Consider the following 17,473-nt stretch of genomic DNA (forward strand, 5'->3'; position numbering starts at 1 on the left):
AAATGGAGGAGCCGAACATGGACGCAATTACCAAGGGTAGCCCGCTGAGCGACCCGTCGAAGGAGCCGCGCGCACTGCGGGCGCTGTTGGGGCGGACCAATCGCGACTGGTGGCCGAACCAGCTTTCGCTCGAGATCCTCAACCAGAATTCAACGGGTTCGCCCGATCCGATGGGCGAGGATTTCAACTATCCCCGCGCTTTCCTGTCGCTCGATTACCAGGCGGTCAAGGCAGACCTTCACGCCCTCATGACCGACAGCCAGCCGTGGTGGCCGGCGGATTATGGCCATTACGGGCCGTTCTTCATCCGCATGGCGTGGCACAGCGCCGGCACCTATCGCACCGGCGACGGCCGCGGCGGTGCCTCGTCGGGTTCGCAGCGTTTTGCGCCGCTCAATTCCTGGCCGGACAACGGCAATCTCGACAAGGCGCGCCGGCTGCTGTGGCCGATCAAGCAGAAGTACGGCGCCAAGCTGTCATGGGCGGATTTGATGATCCTGACGGGCAATGTCGCCATTGAATCGATGGGTGGGCCGGTGTTCGGCTTCGGCGGCGGCCGCAAGGACGTCTTCGAGCCTGAAAAGGACATCTACTGGGGCACCGAGGAGGAGTGGCTCGGCACCACCCGCATCGAGGAGGAATCCGGCCGCGCGCTCGAAAATCCGCTTGCCGCGATCCAGATGGGCCTGATCTACGTCAATCCCGAAGGACCTGGCGGCTGCCCCAACCCGCTCGGTTCGGGCCGTGACATGCGCGAGACCTTTGCCCGCATGGGCATGAACGACGAGGAGACAGTCGCGCTCACCGCCGGCGGACATACGTTCGGCAAGGCGCACGGCGCCGGTGATGCAACGCTCGTCGGGGTCGAACCCGAAGGCGCCGATATCGCCACCCAAGGCCTTGGCTGGCTGTCGACCCATGAAAGCGGCATGGGCGACCACACCATCACCTCGGGCATCGAGGGCGCCTGGACGCCGACGCCGATTACCTGGGACATGACCTATTTCGACATGCTGCTCGATCATGAATACGAGTTGGTGAAGAGCCCCGCAGGCGCCAATCAGTGGCAGCCGGTCGGCAACCCGCCGGAAACGCTGGCGCCGGGTGCCCACAGCCCCGATCGCCGGGTGCCGACGATGATGACGACGGCCGACATAGCGCTCAAGATGGACCCGATCTACCGGCCCATCACCGAGGCTTTCCGCGCCGATCCTGCGTATTTCGCCGATGCCTTTGCCCGCGCCTGGTTCAAGCTCTGCCACCGCGACATGGGTCCCAAGGCGCGCTATCTCGGTCCCGAGGTTCCTGCCGAAGACCTTATCTGGCAGGATCCGATCCCGGCTCCCGAGCATGCGCTGGTCGGTGAGGCCGACATCGCCGCGCTGAAGCAGAAGATCCTTGCGTCGGGCCTGACGGTCTCCGAACTTGTCCAGACCGCCTGGGCGTCGGCCTCCACCTATCGCGGTTCGGACAAGCGCGGCGGCGCCAATGGTGCCCGCGTCCGCCTCGCCCCGCAGAAGGACTGGGAGGTCAACGATCCACAGCAGCTTGCCCGGGTGCTTGGGGTGCTCGAGAGTATCCGCGGCAGCTTCGGCAAACCCGTCAGCCTTGCCGACCTCATCGTCCTTGGCGGTTCGGCCGCGGTCGAAAAGGCGGCTCGTGATGCCGGACACGAAGTGCCGGTGCCGTTCATTCCGGGCCGCACCGACGCCAGTGCCGAGCAGACCGACGCCGACAGCTTCGATGTTCTCGAACCCAAGGCCGATGGCTTCCGCAACTATCTCCAGGTCGCCTTTACCGTCCCCACCGAGGAACTGCTCATCGATCGCGCCCAGCTGATGCAGCTCAGCGCGCCCGACATGACGGTGCTTGTGGGAGGCCTGCGAGTGCTCGGCGGCAACCACGCCGGCAAGACACACGGCGTGCTCACCGATCGGCCGGGCCAGCTGACCAACGACTTCTTCGTCAATCTGCTCGACATGGGCACGGCGTGGAAGGAAGTCGACGGCCATGCCGACGAAGTCTTCATCGGCACCGATCGCCGGACCGGCGAGGAGAAATGGACGGCCACCCGCACCGACCTCGTCTTCGGCTCGAACTCGCAGCTTCGCGCCGTTTCCGAAGTCTATGCCTCGGCCGACGCCGGCGGGAAGTTCGTCCGCGACTTCGTCAAGGCGTGGACACGCGTGATGAACGCCGATCGCTTCGACCTTGTCAACGCCAGGAGCCACGCGCCGGAGGCAGCCGCATAAAGGCAGCCGCCGGAAAGGGCCGCGCCGGAGGACAGCCATCAGAGCTGCCCCGGCGCGGCATCACCTTGGGGAGAACCGTGATGCATCGCCAGCAGGTCGATGACCTCGATCCACGCCATGACTATTGGGTGCCCGCCGTTGTCGCGCCGCGCCGCGACTGGGCGGGTATGCCGGGCTGCCGGCGAGGCGCCCGCTACCTTGTCGACCAGCACACGCTCCACGCCAGCCGCGACGCCTTCAACCCGTTCGACAGCCAGCTGAACTGCCTGCAATGGATCATGCTCCACCGCGCCCGGCTCAACCAGGCGCTCCCCGGCGCCAACGTCCGTGCCGTCCGCCTCGATCGCTGGCTGCTCGGCCTCGAATAACACCCACTGATCCGTAACGCATTCGTGCTATCTCCCGGTGTTCGTTGACACCCCATGCCAATGCGATAGTGGCGGTAGCGTAACGAAACCGACCGTGCCAACGGCTTGTGTTGGGGAACAGGCATGGGCGTCACCAGGCGGGATACATCAAGGCGTCGGGTTATGCAGCCGCAGGCGCCGTCGTAACCTCAAGCCTGCCGGCGAGCGCCGCAACCCAGCCTTTCGACATCGACCGCAGCTTCGTCCGCTTCATGAACGATATCGGCGGCACCCCGTCCGATGCCGGCGGCAAGGTGACTTTCACCGGCCAGGATCCGATCATCCGCAGCCATTTCCGCGTCGGCGCTGCGATGGCGATGCCGGCGATGGGGGCCGCGCTCGGGGCTGCTGCGATCTGGCGCGCCCGCACCGGCCAGGGCCAGGATCTGAAGGTCGATCTTCGCGAGTCGATCTACAACGTCAACCCGCTGATCAGCGGCCTCAAGCTGATGATGCAGGCGCAGGGAATGTCGCCCGCCGGCGACGACGTCCCCGCGATTTCATCAAGCCGACCGTCAACGGCCTGCTCCCGCAAGCTCCCGTCGGCCTCGGCAACCCCGTCTCGTTCATTCCGTTCGAAACCCGCGACGGGCGCTATTTCAACCTGACCGGCATCTATCCACACCTGATGGACCGCGCCTTGGGCGTGCTCAAATGCGCACCCGGCGGCGACAACATCCGCGCCGCCTTCAAGAAGGTCGACGCCGTCCAGTTCGAGGACGACCTTGCGGCGGCGGGCGGCGGGCGGCGTCGGTGTCGTCCACCGGACGCGCGCCGAATGGCTGGCGCATCCGGAGGGCAAGGCGCTCGCCGCACTGCTGCTGATCGAGATCATCAAGATCGCCGATGGCCCGCCGGTGCCGTGGTCGGCCGACCCGGCGCAACCGCTGTCGGGGCTCAAGGTGCTGTCGAACACCCATGTCATCGCCGGCACCTGCTCGTCGCGGACGCTTGCTGAATACGGCGCCGAAGTCCTCCACATCGCCCGCGACCAGTCGTTCGAGCACGAGGCGCTGGTCATCGACGTCAATGTCGGCATGCGCTCGACCTTCGTCGACCTGCGCAACGCCGAACAGAACAAGCGCCTGAAGGGCCTTGTCCCGCAGGCCGATGTGTTTGTTGAAAATTACCGCCTCGGCACCCTCGATCGCCTCGGCTTCAGTCCCGAGGAACTTGCGGCCGGCCATAAGGGCATGGTCTATTTGTCGTGCAATGCCAACAGCACCAAGGGTCCTTGGGCCAATCGCGGCGGCTTCGACATGGAAGGCCTGTCGACCTCGGGCTTCACCATCGAGGAAGGCGCCGGCGGCCCGCCGCGCTTCCCGCCGACGTTGGTGATGAACGATTACATCGCCGGCTATCTGGGGGCTTGCGGGGTCATCGCGGCGCTGCGCCGCCGGGCGACGGAAGGCGGCAGCTATCATGTTCTTGTCAGCCTGACTCGCGCCGCCATGTGGTACGCCACCCTCGGCAAGTTCCCCGACGTGAACTTCGACCTGTCCGGCCCGAACAACCGCCTGATCGCTCCTGAGATCCTCGTCGCCGACACGCCCTATGGGCAGGTCCGCCGCCTTGGCCCGCAGGTAAAGCTGTCGAAGGCTCCCGGCAGATGGCGGTCGCCGCTGGTTGCCGTCCGCGGCGCCGATACCGTCAACTGGGCGTAGAATGATGGCATTGGCGAACAGGGCGGCGTTGCTGCTTGCATTGATGGCGGCTCCTGTGTTCGCGCAGGTCGCCCCCACCCAGGGGCCACCCGCCGACCCGGTGGCAGCCGAAGTCCTGCCCGACCTGCTCAATGGCACACTCTCGACTGAAGGCGACCTCGATGAAGACGCCGTGCCGCGCACGACGATCCTCAACGCCGCGCCGGCGCTGTCGCCGTGGTTCGCCTGGAAAGCCCGTATCCAGGAACGCACCGGCATCAGCTTTGGGGGTTCTTATGGCATCTTGTGGCAAAACTTTTCGAACAGCCGCTTCGGCGAGGAAAACGCTCTTGGCCATAAATTCACCTTCAACGCCTCCAAGGCGCTGATCAACGAAGGACAGGCCAACGCGCTGACGTTCGATATCGCCGTCGAGGACCGCCGCCCGCTCGGCACCGATTTCGCGCCGCTCCAGGCCGGCATCCTCGCCGGATCGAGCCTGCCGACCGCCGCCACCTGGGGCGATTTCAACCTCGGCGTGACCCAGGCCTATATCCGGCAAACCGTCGCCGGCGGGCGCTTCCAATATACGATCGGCAAGATCTTCGCCCCCAACTTCGTCGACGCCTATCCGTTCTTCGACGACAACCGCCAGTTCCTCAATCTCGCCTTCTCGACCAGCCCGACAATTGCCGTTCCCTTGCGCGGTTTCGGCTTCGTCGGCGCTGCTTATCCCGGCGCCGGCAATCTCTACGTGAAAGGCGGCATGTTCACCGCCAACAGCGACGACACCGGCGTCACCGTCGGCGACTTTTTCTCGAAAAACGAACATTTTTACTTCGTCGAAGTCGGCCAGACTCAGTTCGCGCGCCGCCCGATCCCGATCCATGCGCGCGGGCCGATGGATGCCAACAATTTCCACCTCACGTTCTGGTACCGCGACGCGCTGGCCTTTCGCACCGGCGAAAGCCCGCTGCTCCGCCCCCGCGACGAAGCCTATGGCGTTGCCTTCAGCGTCAACCAGATGATCGGCACCGATTACATGTGGTTCCTGCGCGGCGGCGTCGGCACCGGCGGCTTCGCCAAGGCCAACATCACCGGCGGCTTCGGCTATCGTCCGCCGGCGCGCACCGCCGACGTGTTCGGCATCGGCATCGGCTGGAGCGACCCCGAAATCCCCGACATCACCATCCCCCTGCCGATCCCGCTGCCGACCAACCTGCCATCGCAGACCGTCGCGGAAGTCTTCTACCGCCTGGCATTGACCTCCAACTTCGCGCTGACCCCCGACTTCCAGTTCATTCTCAACCCCTCGCTCGACCCCGCCTGCGGCAGTTTGGCCGTCCTCTCCCTACGCGCGCGCTTGGCGTTTTAGACAAAGCGCCCATCTTCCCCCTGTCATACCAGCGAAGGCTGGTATCCAGTCCATCCGCGCGGCACGTCCAACAGAACAGAGCCTCAAGCGTCCAAACGGGGTTTGGGGCCAAGGCCCCAACCGCCGGTGGCCCCACCTTCCCAAATAAAACCACCGCCTAACCAAACAACGCATTGCCCTTCGCCCCCCGGTTGCCGCAACCAGACCCCGCGGCCACCAAGGACGAAATCCCGATGGACAACAGAGTATTCGCCCTCACCGGCGTGCATAATTTTCGTGACCTCGGCGGCTATTCCGCCGGCCGCTCGAAACTCCGCGCCGGCCGGTTGTTCCGCTCGGGCCACCACTTCGGCGCCACGCCGGAAGACCTCACCGCCATCGAAGCCCTCGGCTTGCGCGCCGTCATCGATTTGCGCTCGATCCCCGAACGCCAGGCCTTCCCGTGCCGCCGCGCCGCTGGCTTCAGCGCCGAAGTCCTCCACCTCGATGACTTTCCGCCCCGCGTCCGCGCCGAGACCGCCCCGCATATCGAGGCCGCGCTGCGCGCCGGCGGCGCTCCCGAAGCCCATGAAATGATGCGCGCCTCCTACGATGGCATGCCGTTCCGGCCCGAGCTTCAGTTCATGCTCCGCCGCTATCTGGTCCGGCTCGCCGCCGACGATACCCCCAGCCTGATCCACTGCTTCGCCGGCAAGGACCGCACGGGGCTGCTTGTCGCCGTCCTCCACCGCGCGCTAGGCGTCCACGCCGATGATATCATGGCCGATTATCTGCTGACCAACACCGCCGGCGACCCCGAAGCGCGCATCGCCGACGGCGCGCAATTCGTCCGGCAAATGCACGGCGGCGCCGTCCACGACGACGCCATCCGGGTCATCATGTCGGTCGACGCCGACTATCTGACCGCCGCGATGCGCGCCATCGACGAGCTGCCGGGCGGCTTCGACGGTTATCTCCAGACGCAGATCGGCATCACCCGCGACCAGCGCGCCGGTCTCGATGAGCGCCTGCTCGAGGCCTGATCAGGCGTTCACATCGACAACCGTACGCCCCTGAACCTTGCCCTCGAGGATTTGCGCCGCCACTTCCGGCACATCCGCCAGCCCGATCATCCGGGTCGTGCGCGCCAGCTTGCCGAGATCGAGATCGCGCGCCAGCCGCGACCACGCTTCGACGCGCACGGCTTGCGGCGCATTGACCGAATCGATCCCGGCCAGCGTCACGTTGCGCAGGATGAACGGCAGCACCGAACCCGGTAGGTCGAGCCCTTGGGCGAGGCCGCATGCCGTGACAACGCCGCGATAGCCGGTCTGCGCCAGTACGTTCGCCAGCGTGTGGCTGCCGACCGAATCGACTGCTCCGGCCCAGCGCTCGCCGGCGACCGGCTTGCCCGGCTCCGACAGCGTCCGCCGATCGATGACTTCGGCGGCGCCGAGTTCGCGCAGATAATCACTCTCCTCGAGCCGTCCGGTCGAAGCGACGACGCGATAGCCAAGGTCAGACAGCAGGGCGACCGCGATCGATCCGACCCCGCCATTGGCGCCAGTGACGAGGATGTCGCCGCGGTCGGGCGCGATACCGCCATGTTCGAGCGCGAGGATGCACAGCATCGCTGTATAGCCCGCCGTGCCGATCGCCATCGCGTCTTTAGTCGACAGCGGCGCCGGGATTTTGACCAGCCAGTCGCCGCTCAACCGCGCCTTCTGGGCATAACCGCCGTGATGCGTCTGGCTGAGGCCCCAGCTGTTGGCGACGACCCGGTCGCCGACTTCGATGCCCGGACAGGTCGATGCTTCGACGGTCCCCGACAGGTCGATGCCGGCGATGAGGGGATATTTCTGGATGATTCCCGATTTGCCGCCGAGCGCCAGACCGTCCTTGTAGTTCACCGTGGAATATTCGACCGCCACGGTGACGTCGCCAGGCATCAGGTCGTTCTCGTCGAAATCGACGACGCCGGCCGAAACGCCATCACCGCTTTTGCTTGCAACCAGTGCCTTGAACGTCATGGCCTTCTCCCTGTCAGCACCGCCGCCTGAATCAATTGCCTTTACGATGGCGCGTCGCTGGAAGCGACTGCGAAAACCCCGGCAAAGGCCGCGTCGACAAGTGTATGGACGCGGACGAAAGCGTCCCTGGCGCCGGCGATGACGCGGTCTTCCTCATCGGGCTGCAGGACCAGTGCGTCGAGCGCGGCGGTGAATTCGCGCCAGTGGCGGGCACGGCCGCCGGGATGGCCGGCAAGGTGGCGGGCGCCGCAGTCCGCATCGAGGCCGAGAGCGGCGGCGGCCTTCAACAGGAACGCGGCGCCGAGGTTCGAGCCTTCGGCAACGTACAGCCAGCCGAAGGCAGTCGGCAGGTCGACGTCGCTTGCGCCGAAAAATGGCGGGCGATCAGCGGCTGGCGCAGTCTGGCCGAGGTCGGCGATGTCCCGGCCGATCTGCGCCAATCGGCGGCGGGCGGAAAGGTCGGGCAGCAGCCTGTCGAGCGCCGGATTGGCGTACAAGGCATCGATGTCGCGGTGGAAGCAATATTGGACCCGGAGGAGCCGGCCATAGCGATTGCGGCTGCCGAACGGGTCAGCCGACATGATGCGCTTGTCGAGCCCGTCATGGGTCTCGTTGGTCGCATCCTTGAGCCGCTTGGCGCGGGTCGGCAGCATGTCGGTGATGTCGTTCATCAAGCTTCCATTCGGTCTGGGATCGACACCGATCCATCTGCCGGGCGACGATAGCCTGGTAATGGCGAGCACTGCACCAGCTCGATCGTCAAGGCCGAAGGGCAGGTGCACCGGCGGCGGGGGCACCGGGCGCGACAAAAGGCGAGATGGGGCGCCGGACACCCTTGTCGCCAGGGTTCGAAGCTGTTGGCTTGCTGGAAACAGGCCACGGGTCGAGCCCGAGATCGACGCCGGGTCAGCAATTGTCGTTTGTGGCTGGCGAGGCGGCGCTCGGGTGGAAGGTTTCGAGCGCAGTGAGAAGCGATTCTTCGCTGGGCTGGGCGGCGATGGTGATGCGCAGGCCCGGCATGTCGGCGAAAAGCGCGGCGCTGGCGGGGGAGATGCAATGGAGGGTGCCGGTCCAGTTGCTGCCTTGCAAAAGCGCGGCGATGCGCGCGGCGGCGGGGGCGGAGTGGACGAGAATGCGGTCGGCGCGGGGGAGGGTGGTTTCGGCGATGCGGAGGCCGGCTTCGCCGACGGGGACGGTGCGGTAGACCTGGCGGCGGGCGATCTGGAGGTCGGCAAGTGCGGTCTGGAGGCGGTCGGAGGTGTAATCCGAGCAATAGTGCGCGATGCGGCTGCCGGGGGCCCGGGTGGCGGCGATGAAGCCGATGAGGGCGGTTTCGCTGCCGAGCGAGGTGGTGGTGAGGTAGCCCAGCGCGGCGGCGGCGGCGGCGATGCGGTCGCCGCAGGCATAGACGGGCGTGTCGGCGAGCGCGGGATCCATGACGTGGTTGCGGACGGCGTGAATGCTCGAGAAGACGATGGCGTGGGGCGGCTGGTCGAGAGGGGCGTGGGGAAGTGGCTGGATCTCGGAGACCGGGGCGAGCAGGGGGCGGTGGCCGGCGCGGTGGAGGCGGCGGGCGGTCCAGAGATTGTCAGGGGCGGAGCGGGTTATCCAGATCGGCATGCTATTCTGCTTTTGGCTGTTGCTGGGGGAGATGGGGACCCCCACCCCGCTCGCGCAAGGGCGCGAGTCGGCCTCCCCGCAGGGGGGAGGGAGTTTAGGAGGCAGTCATTTGTTCCACGCGCTTTGTTTCCAGGAGGCGAATTGTCGAGGTGCCTTTGGCGAGGACCTTGCCATTGGTGTCGAGCAGGCGGCCTTCCGCGAACAGCGTGCGGCCGCCGCCGTTTTCGATCCAGCCCTCGGCGATGACGAGGCCGGGGATGGTAGGCGCGAAATAGCTGATCTTGAGTTCGAGCGACATCGGGACGGTGTCGGTGCCGACCTTGGCGATGACGGCGTGGGCCATGGCGGCGTCGATCCAGCCGGCGACGAAGCCGCCCTGGGCGATGCCGCCGGAATGGCACATGTGCAGCCCGCAGCGGTATTCGAGCGAGGCGCGGCCGGGCTCCATTGTGACGATGCGGACGAATCCGAGTGTGTCGCCGAGGCCGGCGGGTTCATTGCCGATCATTCGGGCTTGGGTCCGATCTTGTCCTGGGTCTGGGTGTCGAAATCGCCGGCGTCGTGGCGCTCGTGGAGTTGGCTGGCGGGGTCGCCCATGGCGCGGTTGACCATGCGACCGCGCTTGACGGCGGGCCGGGCCCCGACTTGGTCGGTCCAGCGGATGACGTTGGTATATTCATGGACCTGGAGGAATTCGCCGGCTTCGTAGACCAGGCCCTTCACCAGTGCGCCGTACCAGGGCCAGATCGCCATGTCGGCGATGCTGTATTCGTTGCCCGCCATGTATTCGTTGGCGGCGAGGTGGCGGTCGAGGACATCGAGCTGGCGTTTTACTTCCATGGCGAAGCGATCGATGGCGTATTCGATTCGGGTCGGGGCATAGGCATAGAAGTGCCCGAAGCCGCCGCCAAGATAGGGGGCGCTGCCCATTTGCCAGAACAGCCATGACAGCGCCTCGGTGCGCGAGGCGTGATCAGTGGGCAGGAAGGCACCGAATTTTTCGGCGAGGTAAAGCAGGATGGCGCCCGATTCGAAGACGCGCTGGGGCGGGCTGACGCTGTGGTCGACCATCACCGGGATCTTGGAATTGGGGTTGATGTCGACATAGCCACTACTGAACTGGTTGCCCTCGCCGATGTTGATAAGCCAGGCGTCGTATTCGGCGCCGCTGTGGCCGGCGGCGAGAAGCTCCTCGAGCATGACGGTGACTTTGACGCCGTTGGGGGTGGCGAGCGAGTAGAGCTGGATCGGGTGCTTGCCGACTTCGAGGACCTTGTCATGGGTGGGGCCGGCGACGGGGCGGTTGATGGCGGCGAAACGCCCGCCGCTTTCCTTATTCCAGGTCCAGATCTTGGGGGGCGTGTATTCGGTCATGTCGGGGATGCCCTTGTTTGACGTACCCGGCGGATGTGCCAGCAAGGTCGTGGGCGGCGCAAGCCCGCATATATGAGGACATCTCATCCCGGTACCGGGCGATGTGATCTCTTCCAGCATCGCATTTGCAGTCAGACAGGGCAGGTACTCGACTACAATGTTCACAGCGTTTAAACGCAAGGGGTTACACCCGCGTTTGTCGCAGGCCGGTATCGCCAGGTAATGTGGAGAAATGCGCTCAGATGGCCGATGTTTCAATAATCCCATCGGATGAGGCTCGGCGTCTCGCGGCCGTTCGGCGCTACGATATTCTCGATACCCCGCCCGATGGCGCGTTCGATCGCATCACGGCGCTTGCCGCCCGCCGCTTCGGCGTCCCGATCTCGATCATCAGCATCGTCGACGAGGATCGTATCTGGTTCAAGTCGCACCACGGGGTAACCGTCGAACAGATCGGGCGCGACCCCGGCCTTTGCGCATCGGCAATCCTGTCCAACGATCCCCACATCCTGATCGATGCCAGCATCGATCCCCGCTCCCTGGCCAATCCTCTCGTGGCCGGCGATTTCGGGCTTCGCTTTTACGCCGGTGTTCCGCTCATGACGAACGATGGCCATAATCTTGGCACACTGTGCATCATCGACAGGGAAGCGCGCCCTATCGACCAGTCGCAGATCGACGATCTGAAAGACCTTGCTGCGATCGTGATGGATCGGATCGAACTGCAGCTCGCCGCCCGTCGTGCAGTCTCGAAGGCCGAGTTGATGGCGAAGGAAATCGACCATCGCGTGATGAACAGCCTGCAGTTCGTATCGAGCCTGCTCGCCATGCAGAGTCGATCTCTCGAGGATGAAGACGCTGTCGCCCACCTCCAGCTTGCCGCCAACCGTGTCGCCGCGGTGGCGCAGGTTCACCGTCATTTTTACGCCGAGGGAACGGACCAGACGTCCTGCCTGACGTTCCTTCGCCGACTTTGCGCGGACCTCGCATCGGTCCTGGACCGGGAAATTCAGGTCAGCGGCGACGAGGGCGATATACCGACGACGTCGATCCAGCCCATCGGGTTGCTCGTCAATGAACTGGCGACGAATGCGGCGAAACACGGACAGGGCTTGATCGAGGTGCGATATGAGATCGGGACGGATCGGCACACCCTGATCGTTTCCGACGAAGGCCGCGATCTGCCGACAGACTTCGATCCGGCTGAAGTTCGCCAGGGCCTGGGCATGCGAATTGTGACGTCACTCGCAAACCAGCTCGGCGGCGAATTGACCAGAGGGCATCGTCAAGACGGCGGCTCATCCTTCAAGGTGTCGTTTCCGGCTGCCCGTTAAATCCGGGCTGTCGTGTCCCCGCCCGCCAAGGGGCAAGCGGGTCAGTCGTCGAGAGCGCTATAGACCATGGTGCGGACTTCGCGGCGAACGGGATAGGTGCTGCTCGGGATGAGCTGGGTCATGAAGATTGCAACAAGGTCTTCCTCGGGATCGATCCAGAAGAAAGTGCTGGCGGCGCCGCCCCAGAAATAGTCCCCGTCGCTGCCGGGCATCAGAGTCTGGGCGGCGTTCAGCGTCGTCGCAAAACCGAGGCCGAAGCCGATGCCGTCATAGGCGGCTTCGGAGAACATCGATTTCGACATGGCCGCGATGCTGCTGTCGCCGGGCAGGTGGTTGGCGGTCATCAGGTCGATGGTCTTGCGGCTGAGGTAGCGGTGGCCGTCCGCGGTGCCGCCATTGAGCAGCATCTGGGCGAATTTGAGATAGTCGCGCGCCGTGCTGACGAGGCCGCCGCCACCCGAGATGAAGCTGGCCGGCTTGAGGAAGCTGCTGGTGGCGGCGTCGTCCTGCAGCTCGATGCCGCCGGCGCGGGCGGGTTGGTAGCAGCCGGCGAGGCGGTGGGCCTGGCCATCGCGGACGTGGAAGCCGGTGTCGACCATGCCGAGCGGCTTGAACAGGCGGTCGGACAGGAATTCATCGAACGGCTGCCCGCTGACGACCTGAACAAGCCAGCCGCAGACATCGGTAGCGACCGAATAGTTCCAGGCGTCGCCTGGCGAGAATTCGAGCGGGATCTTGCCGAGCGCGGCGATCATGTCGGCCAGTGTGCCGGATTTTTCAACTTCGCCGATCTTTTCGCGGCGATAGGCTTCGTCGATGTTGGTGCGGAGCTGAAAGCCGTAGGTGAGGCCCGCAGTGTGGCGGAGGAGGTCAACGACCTGCATCGGGCGCTTCACCGGCGTCGTCTGAAAACCGAGCTTTTGGGTGCCGGCGGCAAAGACCGCGAGGTTCTTCCATTCGGGGATGTAGCGATGGACGGGGTCCTCGAGAGCGATCCTGCCTTCCTCGACGAGCATCATCAGCGCCACCGACGTGATCGGCTTGGTCATCGAGTAGATGCGGAAGATCGTGTCCTCGGCAAGCGGCACGCCGCGCTCGACATCGGCGTGGCCGGTGATGCCGATATGGGCAATGTCGCCGTGGCGGGCGACGAGGGTCAGCGTGCCGGGCAGGCGGCCGGGTCCGGTATAGCGTTCGGCGAGGAACTTATCGATGCGCGCGAGGCGTTCGGGCGAAAAGCCGAGGGAAGCATCCATCTGAAAATCTGTCCTTGGATAACCGGTGCGTAGCCCCGGCTGAACCCGATCGGCGCAACTTATATACTGGCGACCCTGATAGGTTTCGCCGCGCTCAAAGCGTCGGCTGGTCGAAGCGGCGCGGGCTGATCTCGCCGTGGAGCTTGAAGATGGCGTCGCTGCCGGCGGTCTTGCAGAGGCCCGGGACAAAGGCGTGGACGACGCATTTGAAAGCGGCGGCGGCGAGGCGGACGGCGACGGTGAACGAGGCGGCCATGTGCTCGAGATAGGTCTCGTTGACGGCACGGGGGTGATCGACGAACAGGCGGGCAAACTGGCGGTCGAGTTGGCGGTCGATCATGGAGCCTCCTTGGTTGATCGGCATTATCCCGCAAAAAGTGGCCCGCCGCCAGCCTGTGGGCGATGCTGGCCCGTTGCAAGACGGTGGGACCGGCGCTAGGGAACCGGCCACTCGCCGATTGCGAGGGCGATTAGCTCAGTTGGTAGAGCGCTTCCTTTACACGGAAGATGTCGGCGGTTCGAGCCCGTCATCGCCCACCATATCCATTTGCGCTGCGGGCCAGCGTGCCTTCGCCTCGTGGACATGCCCCTGAATCCCGGTTGCAAACTGTTGCTGCAACGCAACACCGGCCGACGATCGGCCGGCGATCGATCTATGTGACGCGGTCAGCGCTGGACTGTCATGTAACTGTCATATCTCCCTCGCAATAGACGGGGCAATCGAATCGGGGCTGTGTGCAGGCACATCGCGGGCGCCCCGGTCCGGATCGTTCTCGTATTTCGGGCTTGCGGCTGACGCCATCAAGCAAACAGGGGTTTTTCAATGCGCTATCTTCGTATCGGTTGTGCCGTCGCTGCACTTATCGCCCCTGTTGCCGTCCAGGCGCAGGACACCACGTCGAGCATTCGCGGCCAGGTCACCGACAGCGCTGGCGTCGCCGTGCCGAGCGCGACTGTCGTCATTCTCCACACGCCATCGGGCACCCGCACCACGCAGGTGACCGATTCGAGCGGCGGCTTCAACGCCAGCGGGCTTCGCCTCGGCGGTCCCTACACGATCACCGTGAACGCCGCCGGCTATGACGCCGCCGACGAGACCATCAGCGGCCTTGCCGCCGGTACGCCGCAGCGCATCACCGTGCTGCTTGCAGCGGCGGGCGAGACGATCACCGTCACCGCGGCACGCCAGCGTTCGTCGATCAGCATCGCCAGCGGCCCGGCGACCGTCCTCACCGCCGAGGATATCCGCGGCGTCTCGACCGTCAACCGCGACATCCGTAACCTTGCCGTCCGCAACCCGCTGGTATCGCTCGATCCGACCAACGGCGGCGCCATCTCGATCGCCGGGCAGAACAACCGCTTCAACCGTATTTCGGTCGACGGTATCCAGTTCGGCGATCCGTTCGGACTCGAAGCCGGCGGCCTTGCTTCGGCACGCGGTCCAGTCCCCCTCGATGCCATCGCGGAATTCTCGGTCGAAGTTGCACCGGTCGACATCCAGCAGGGTGGTTTCCAGGGCGGCGCCATCAACACCCAGCTGCTATCGGGTACCAACGACTTCCACGCGCAGGGCTTTTTCACTTACTCGTCGGACAATCTGGCTGGCGACACCACGAAAGGCGTGACGCGTCCGCGCGATTTTGAATCGAAGATCTTCGGCGCGCAGCTGACCGGCCCCATCATCAAGGACAAGCTGTTCTTTGCCGTTACCTGGGAGCGGTTGCGCGATACGACGCCGTCGCAGGTCCAGGCGGCTGATCTGGGCATCACCCAGGCGCAGATTGACCAGATCAATCAGATTTCGACCAGCCGTTACAATTTCGACGCCGGGCAGGTGGCCAACAATGTGGCCGAAAGGGACGACAAGGTCGTCGCCAAGATCGATTGGAACATCGCCGACGGCCATCGTGCCGCGCTGACGTATATCTATAACGAAGGCAATCTGCTTGCCGGCCAGACCGGAACCAACCAGCTGAATGCCAACAACCCGACGCTTTCACTTGAATCGAACAATTATAACCAGGGTTCGGTCAACCATTACGGTGTGTTCCAGTTGAACGACCAGTGGACCGACAATTTCTCGACGCAGATACGGGTCAATTATAACGACTATGTTCGCCTGCAGGAACCCTTTGGCCAGAAGGATTTCGGCCAGTTCCAGGTCTGCCTCGAGCCGGCAGCAACCGTCGGCGGCGCCAATCCTTCGTGCCCGCGTACGGGTCCCGGCCGCGCGGCCACCCGCCAGATCCAGTTTGGGCCCGACACTTCACGCCAGGCCAACGAGCTTTCGGCGCAGACGCTGGGCATCGAGTTCATGGCGCAGTTGAAGATGAACAGTCACACGGTGAAATTCATTGCCGAACGTCGCGGCCAGGATTTCAATAACCTCTTTGCCCAGAACGTGTCGGGCAACTTCCGCTTCGACTCGATTGCCGATCTGGCTGCGGGACGCGCCAACCAGCTGGTGTTTGCGGCACCCTTGCGCGGCGACATCGGTACGGTGCGCGCGTTGTTCGCCAACAACGTCTATACATTCGGCCTGCAGGACGTGTGGGATGTCAACGATACGCTGTCGCTGACGGCCGGTTTCCGTTGGGACCTGTATGAAACGCCTGACACCCCGGTGTTCAACCCGGATTTCCTGGCGCGCACGGGTATTCGCAACAACTCCTCACTCAACGGTCGCCAGGTATTCCAGCCCCGCGTTGCGGCGGCCTGGTCTCCGACCGACCGCCTGCGCGTGCGGGGAACCGCCGGGCTGTTCGCCGGCGGTAATCCGAACGTCTGGATTTCTAACAACTATTCCAACCCGGGGCCGACGTTGGGAACGGCAACCGTGGCGCGTAATCTCGACGGCAGCTTCGCAATTACGGGCGTAAACACGGCGGGGCTGACGCCGGCACAGATACAGGCACTGGGGGCCGCGACGCTCAACAACGTGACCGGCGGCACCGGCGTTCCGGCGGCGTTGCGCAATCTGATCACTGGCGCCGGCTCTGCGGCTGCGCCGACCAATGTGCTCGACCCCAATTTCCAGATCCCGTCGCAATGGCGTGTTTCGGGCACGGTCGATTATGTCGCCGACCTCGGTGGCCTTGGCGATGACTGGAACTTCGGTGCCGATGTCGTGTGGTCGCGGGTCAAGAATGCCCTGACCTACACCGATCTCCGTTCGGTACCGAATACCTCGCCGGGCGGCGCGTCCACTCCCGATGGTCGTCCACGGTATCAGGCTTTCAACGCCGCAGCCGGCAGCAACACCGACCTGTTCCTGACCAACACCGACCGCGGGTATAGCTGGAACATCGTCGCTCGGGTCGACAAGCGTTGGGAGAACGGCTTCTTCCTTGGTGCGGCGTACACTTTCCAGCGCGCGAAGGACGTCAACTCCGGCACCTCGTCGACGGCCGGTTCTAACTATGGCAACGCGGCAGCAGGGATCGACCCTAACAATGGCGCCTATGGCACTTCGAACTATCAGATCGACGATGCGTATCGTTTGAACATCGGCTTCGACCAGGCGCTGTTCGGTGACAACAAAACCCGCATCGAGCTGTTCTTCAACAGTCGCGCCGGTCAGCGCTTCAGCTACACGTTCGCCGATACAACCAATAACGGCTCTACCGGCAACCGGTCAGCGGTGTTCGGCACGCAGTCGTTCAACAACCGATATCTGATTTATGTGCCTAACGTGGCGTCGCCGACGGCCGATCCTTTGGTTCAGTATGCGGCCGGGTTCGATTTTGCCGGCTTCCAGAAAGTTGTGCAGAACAGTGAGTTGACCAAGTACCAGGGCAAGATCGCGCCAAAGAACATCGGTCGTTCGCCGCGCTTCAACAAACTCGACCTCAGCATAAAGCAGGAACTGCCGTTCGTGTTCGGTGGCAAGATGGAAGTCTTTGCCGATATGGAAAACGTGCTCAACTTCATCGACAATGACTGGGGCTCGCTTCGGCAGGTGGCCTTCCCATATTATGGCACTCTGGTGAACGTCTCGTGCGTTTCGGTGGCAGGCTCGGCAACAGCGCCGAACAATACTGCTCCCTCGCAGCCTTGCGCCCAATACCGTTACGCCAATGTTTCGGGCTCTACGGTAACGGCTCCGGCGCAGACACTGTTCCAGAACCAGTCGCTCTGGGGCATCCGCGTTGGTGCGCGGGTCAAGTTCTAGGCTGACAGCGGACGCGCGTAGCGAAAGCTACG

General features: G+C 64.3%; 15 protein-coding genes and 1 tRNA gene. 9 read left to right on the plus strand and 7 right to left on the minus strand.

Features of this window, described 5'->3' with window-relative positions:
- Positions 1-17: 17 nt before the first annotated feature.
- The 6 genes from katG to IEW98_RS01815 all read left to right on the plus strand — a co-directional run bounded on the left by katG (position 18) and on the right by IEW98_RS01815 (position 6,699).
- The gene (katG, locus tag IEW98_RS01790) at positions 18-2,252 is read left to right on the plus strand and encodes a catalase/peroxidase HPI (RefSeq protein ID WP_188761193.1); all 2,235 of its coding nucleotides are present in this window, start codon (positions 18-20) and stop codon (positions 2,250-2,252) included.
- 80 nt (positions 2,253-2,332) lie between these two features.
- Positions 2,333-2,620: a hypothetical protein gene (locus tag IEW98_RS01795; RefSeq protein WP_188761194.1), complete on the plus strand. Its 288-nt coding sequence runs from the start codon at positions 2,333-2,335 to the stop codon at positions 2,618-2,620.
- A gap of 110 nt (positions 2,621-2,730) precedes the next feature.
- On the plus strand, positions 2,731-3,267 hold the full coding sequence (locus IEW98_RS01800) for a hypothetical protein (RefSeq protein ID WP_188761195.1): 537 nt from the start codon (positions 2,731-2,733) through the stop codon (positions 3,265-3,267).
- Positions 3,268-3,384: 117 nt separating this feature from the next.
- Positions 3,385-4,323: a CoA transferase gene (locus IEW98_RS01805; protein WP_188761196.1), complete on the plus strand. Its 939-nt coding sequence runs from the start codon at positions 3,385-3,387 to the stop codon at positions 4,321-4,323.
- A 1-nt stretch (position 4,324) separates the two neighbouring features.
- Entirely contained in the window at positions 4,325-5,677 is a 1,353-nt protein-coding gene (locus IEW98_RS01810; protein WP_188761197.1) for a carbohydrate porin, read from the plus strand.
- A gap of 233 nt (positions 5,678-5,910) precedes the next feature.
- Entirely contained in the window at positions 5,911-6,699 is a 789-nt protein-coding gene (locus IEW98_RS01815) for a tyrosine-protein phosphatase (protein WP_188761198.1), read from the plus strand.
- Here IEW98_RS01815 and acuI read toward each other — a convergent pair whose 3' ends face one another.
- The 5 genes from acuI to yghU all read right to left on the minus strand — a co-directional run bounded on the left by acuI (position 6,700) and on the right by yghU (position 10,680).
- The gene (gene acuI / locus IEW98_RS01820) at positions 6,700-7,686 is read right to left on the minus strand and encodes an acrylyl-CoA reductase (NADPH) (RefSeq protein ID WP_188761199.1); all 987 of its coding nucleotides are present in this window, start codon (positions 7,684-7,686) and stop codon (positions 6,700-6,702) included. It lies immediately after the preceding gene.
- 41 nt (positions 7,687-7,727) lie between these two features.
- On the minus strand, positions 7,728-8,357 hold the full coding sequence (locus IEW98_RS01825) for a biliverdin-producing heme oxygenase (RefSeq protein WP_188761200.1): 630 nt from the start codon (positions 8,355-8,357) through the stop codon (positions 7,728-7,730).
- Positions 8,358-8,592: 235 nt separating this feature from the next.
- Positions 8,593-9,306, minus strand: a complete 714-nt coding sequence (locus tag IEW98_RS01830) for a uroporphyrinogen-III synthase (protein WP_188761201.1) — start codon at positions 9,304-9,306, stop codon at positions 8,593-8,595.
- A 94-nt stretch (positions 9,307-9,400) separates the two neighbouring features.
- Positions 9,401-9,814, minus strand: a complete 414-nt coding sequence (locus IEW98_RS01835; protein WP_188761202.1) for a PaaI family thioesterase — start codon at positions 9,812-9,814, stop codon at positions 9,401-9,403.
- Positions 9,811-10,680: a glutathione-dependent disulfide-bond oxidoreductase gene (gene yghU, locus IEW98_RS01840; RefSeq protein WP_188761203.1), complete on the minus strand. Its 870-nt coding sequence runs from the start codon at positions 10,678-10,680 to the stop codon at positions 9,811-9,813. The genes IEW98_RS01835 and yghU overlap by 4 nt, the downstream gene beginning before the upstream one ends.
- 242 nt (positions 10,681-10,922) lie before the next feature.
- On the opposite strand from yghU, the gene IEW98_RS01845 reads away from it, so the two are divergent.
- Positions 10,923-12,014 carry a sensor histidine kinase gene (locus tag IEW98_RS01845; protein ID WP_188761204.1) on the plus strand — a complete coding sequence of 364 codons (1,092 nt, stop codon included), beginning with the start codon at positions 10,923-10,925 and terminating at the stop codon, positions 12,012-12,014.
- Positions 12,015-12,055: 41 nt separating this feature from the next.
- Here IEW98_RS01845 and IEW98_RS01850 read toward each other — a convergent pair whose 3' ends face one another.
- Both IEW98_RS01850 and IEW98_RS01855 read right to left on the minus strand, forming a co-directional pair.
- Positions 12,056-13,270 (minus strand): serine hydrolase domain-containing protein, encoded by a 1,215-nt coding sequence (locus tag IEW98_RS01850; protein ID WP_188761205.1) that lies wholly within the window; start codon positions 13,268-13,270, stop codon positions 12,056-12,058.
- A 94-nt stretch (positions 13,271-13,364) separates the two neighbouring features.
- Entirely contained in the window at positions 13,365-13,610 is a 246-nt protein-coding gene (locus tag IEW98_RS01855; RefSeq protein ID WP_188761206.1) for a DUF6356 family protein, read from the minus strand.
- A 124-nt stretch (positions 13,611-13,734) separates the two neighbouring features.
- On the opposite strand from IEW98_RS01855, the gene IEW98_RS01860 reads away from it, so the two are divergent.
- Positions 13,735-13,810: transfer RNA gene (locus tag IEW98_RS01860), tRNA-Val, on the plus strand.
- A gap of 283 nt (positions 13,811-14,093) precedes the next feature.
- Positions 14,094-17,441, plus strand: a complete 3,348-nt coding sequence (locus tag IEW98_RS01865) for an outer membrane beta-barrel protein (protein ID WP_188761207.1) — start codon at positions 14,094-14,096, stop codon at positions 17,439-17,441.
- Positions 17,442-17,473: the final 32 nt, after the last annotated feature.

Origin of the sequence: Sandarakinorhabdus glacialis, assembly GCF_014643455.1 — a bacterium.
Lineage (GTDB): Bacteria > Pseudomonadota > Alphaproteobacteria > Sphingomonadales > Sphingomonadaceae > Sandarakinorhabdus > Sandarakinorhabdus glacialis.

Excerpts from the sequence above, each read along its gene's own strand:
- IEW98_RS01815 (WP_188761198.1), top strand. The coding sequence starts at position 5,911 with ATGGACAACAGAGTATTCGCCCTCACCGGCGTGCATAATTTTCGTGAC.
- katG (WP_188761193.1), top strand. The coding sequence starts at position 18 with ATGGACGCAATTACCAAGGGTAGCCCGCTGAGCGACCCGTCGAAGGAG.
- IEW98_RS01855 (WP_188761206.1), bottom strand. The coding sequence starts at position 13,610 with ATGATCGACCGCCAACTCGACCGCCAGTTTGCCCGCCTGTTCGTCGAT.
- IEW98_RS01865 (WP_188761207.1), top strand. The coding sequence starts at position 14,094 with ATGCGCTATCTTCGTATCGGTTGTGCCGTCGCTGCACTTATCGCCCCT.
- IEW98_RS01835 (WP_188761202.1), bottom strand. The coding sequence starts at position 9,814 with ATGATCGGCAATGAACCCGCCGGCCTCGGCGACACACTCGGATTCGTC.
- IEW98_RS01830 (WP_188761201.1), bottom strand. The coding sequence starts at position 9,306 with ATGCCGATCTGGATAACCCGCTCCGCCCCTGACAATCTCTGGACCGCC.
- IEW98_RS01845 (WP_188761204.1), top strand. The coding sequence starts at position 10,923 with ATGGCCGATGTTTCAATAATCCCATCGGATGAGGCTCGGCGTCTCGCG.
- IEW98_RS01795 (WP_188761194.1), top strand. The coding sequence starts at position 2,333 with ATGCATCGCCAGCAGGTCGATGACCTCGATCCACGCCATGACTATTGG.
- IEW98_RS01810 (WP_188761197.1), top strand. The coding sequence starts at position 4,325 with ATGATGGCATTGGCGAACAGGGCGGCGTTGCTGCTTGCATTGATGGCG.
- IEW98_RS01850 (WP_188761205.1), bottom strand. The coding sequence starts at position 13,270 with ATGGATGCTTCCCTCGGCTTTTCGCCCGAACGCCTCGCGCGCATCGAT.
- acuI (WP_188761199.1), bottom strand. The coding sequence starts at position 7,686 with ATGACGTTCAAGGCACTGGTTGCAAGCAAAAGCGGTGATGGCGTTTCG.
- yghU (WP_188761203.1), bottom strand. The coding sequence starts at position 10,680 with ATGACCGAATACACGCCCCCCAAGATCTGGACCTGGAATAAGGAAAGC.
- IEW98_RS01825 (WP_188761200.1), bottom strand. The coding sequence starts at position 8,357 with ATGAACGACATCACCGACATGCTGCCGACCCGCGCCAAGCGGCTCAAG.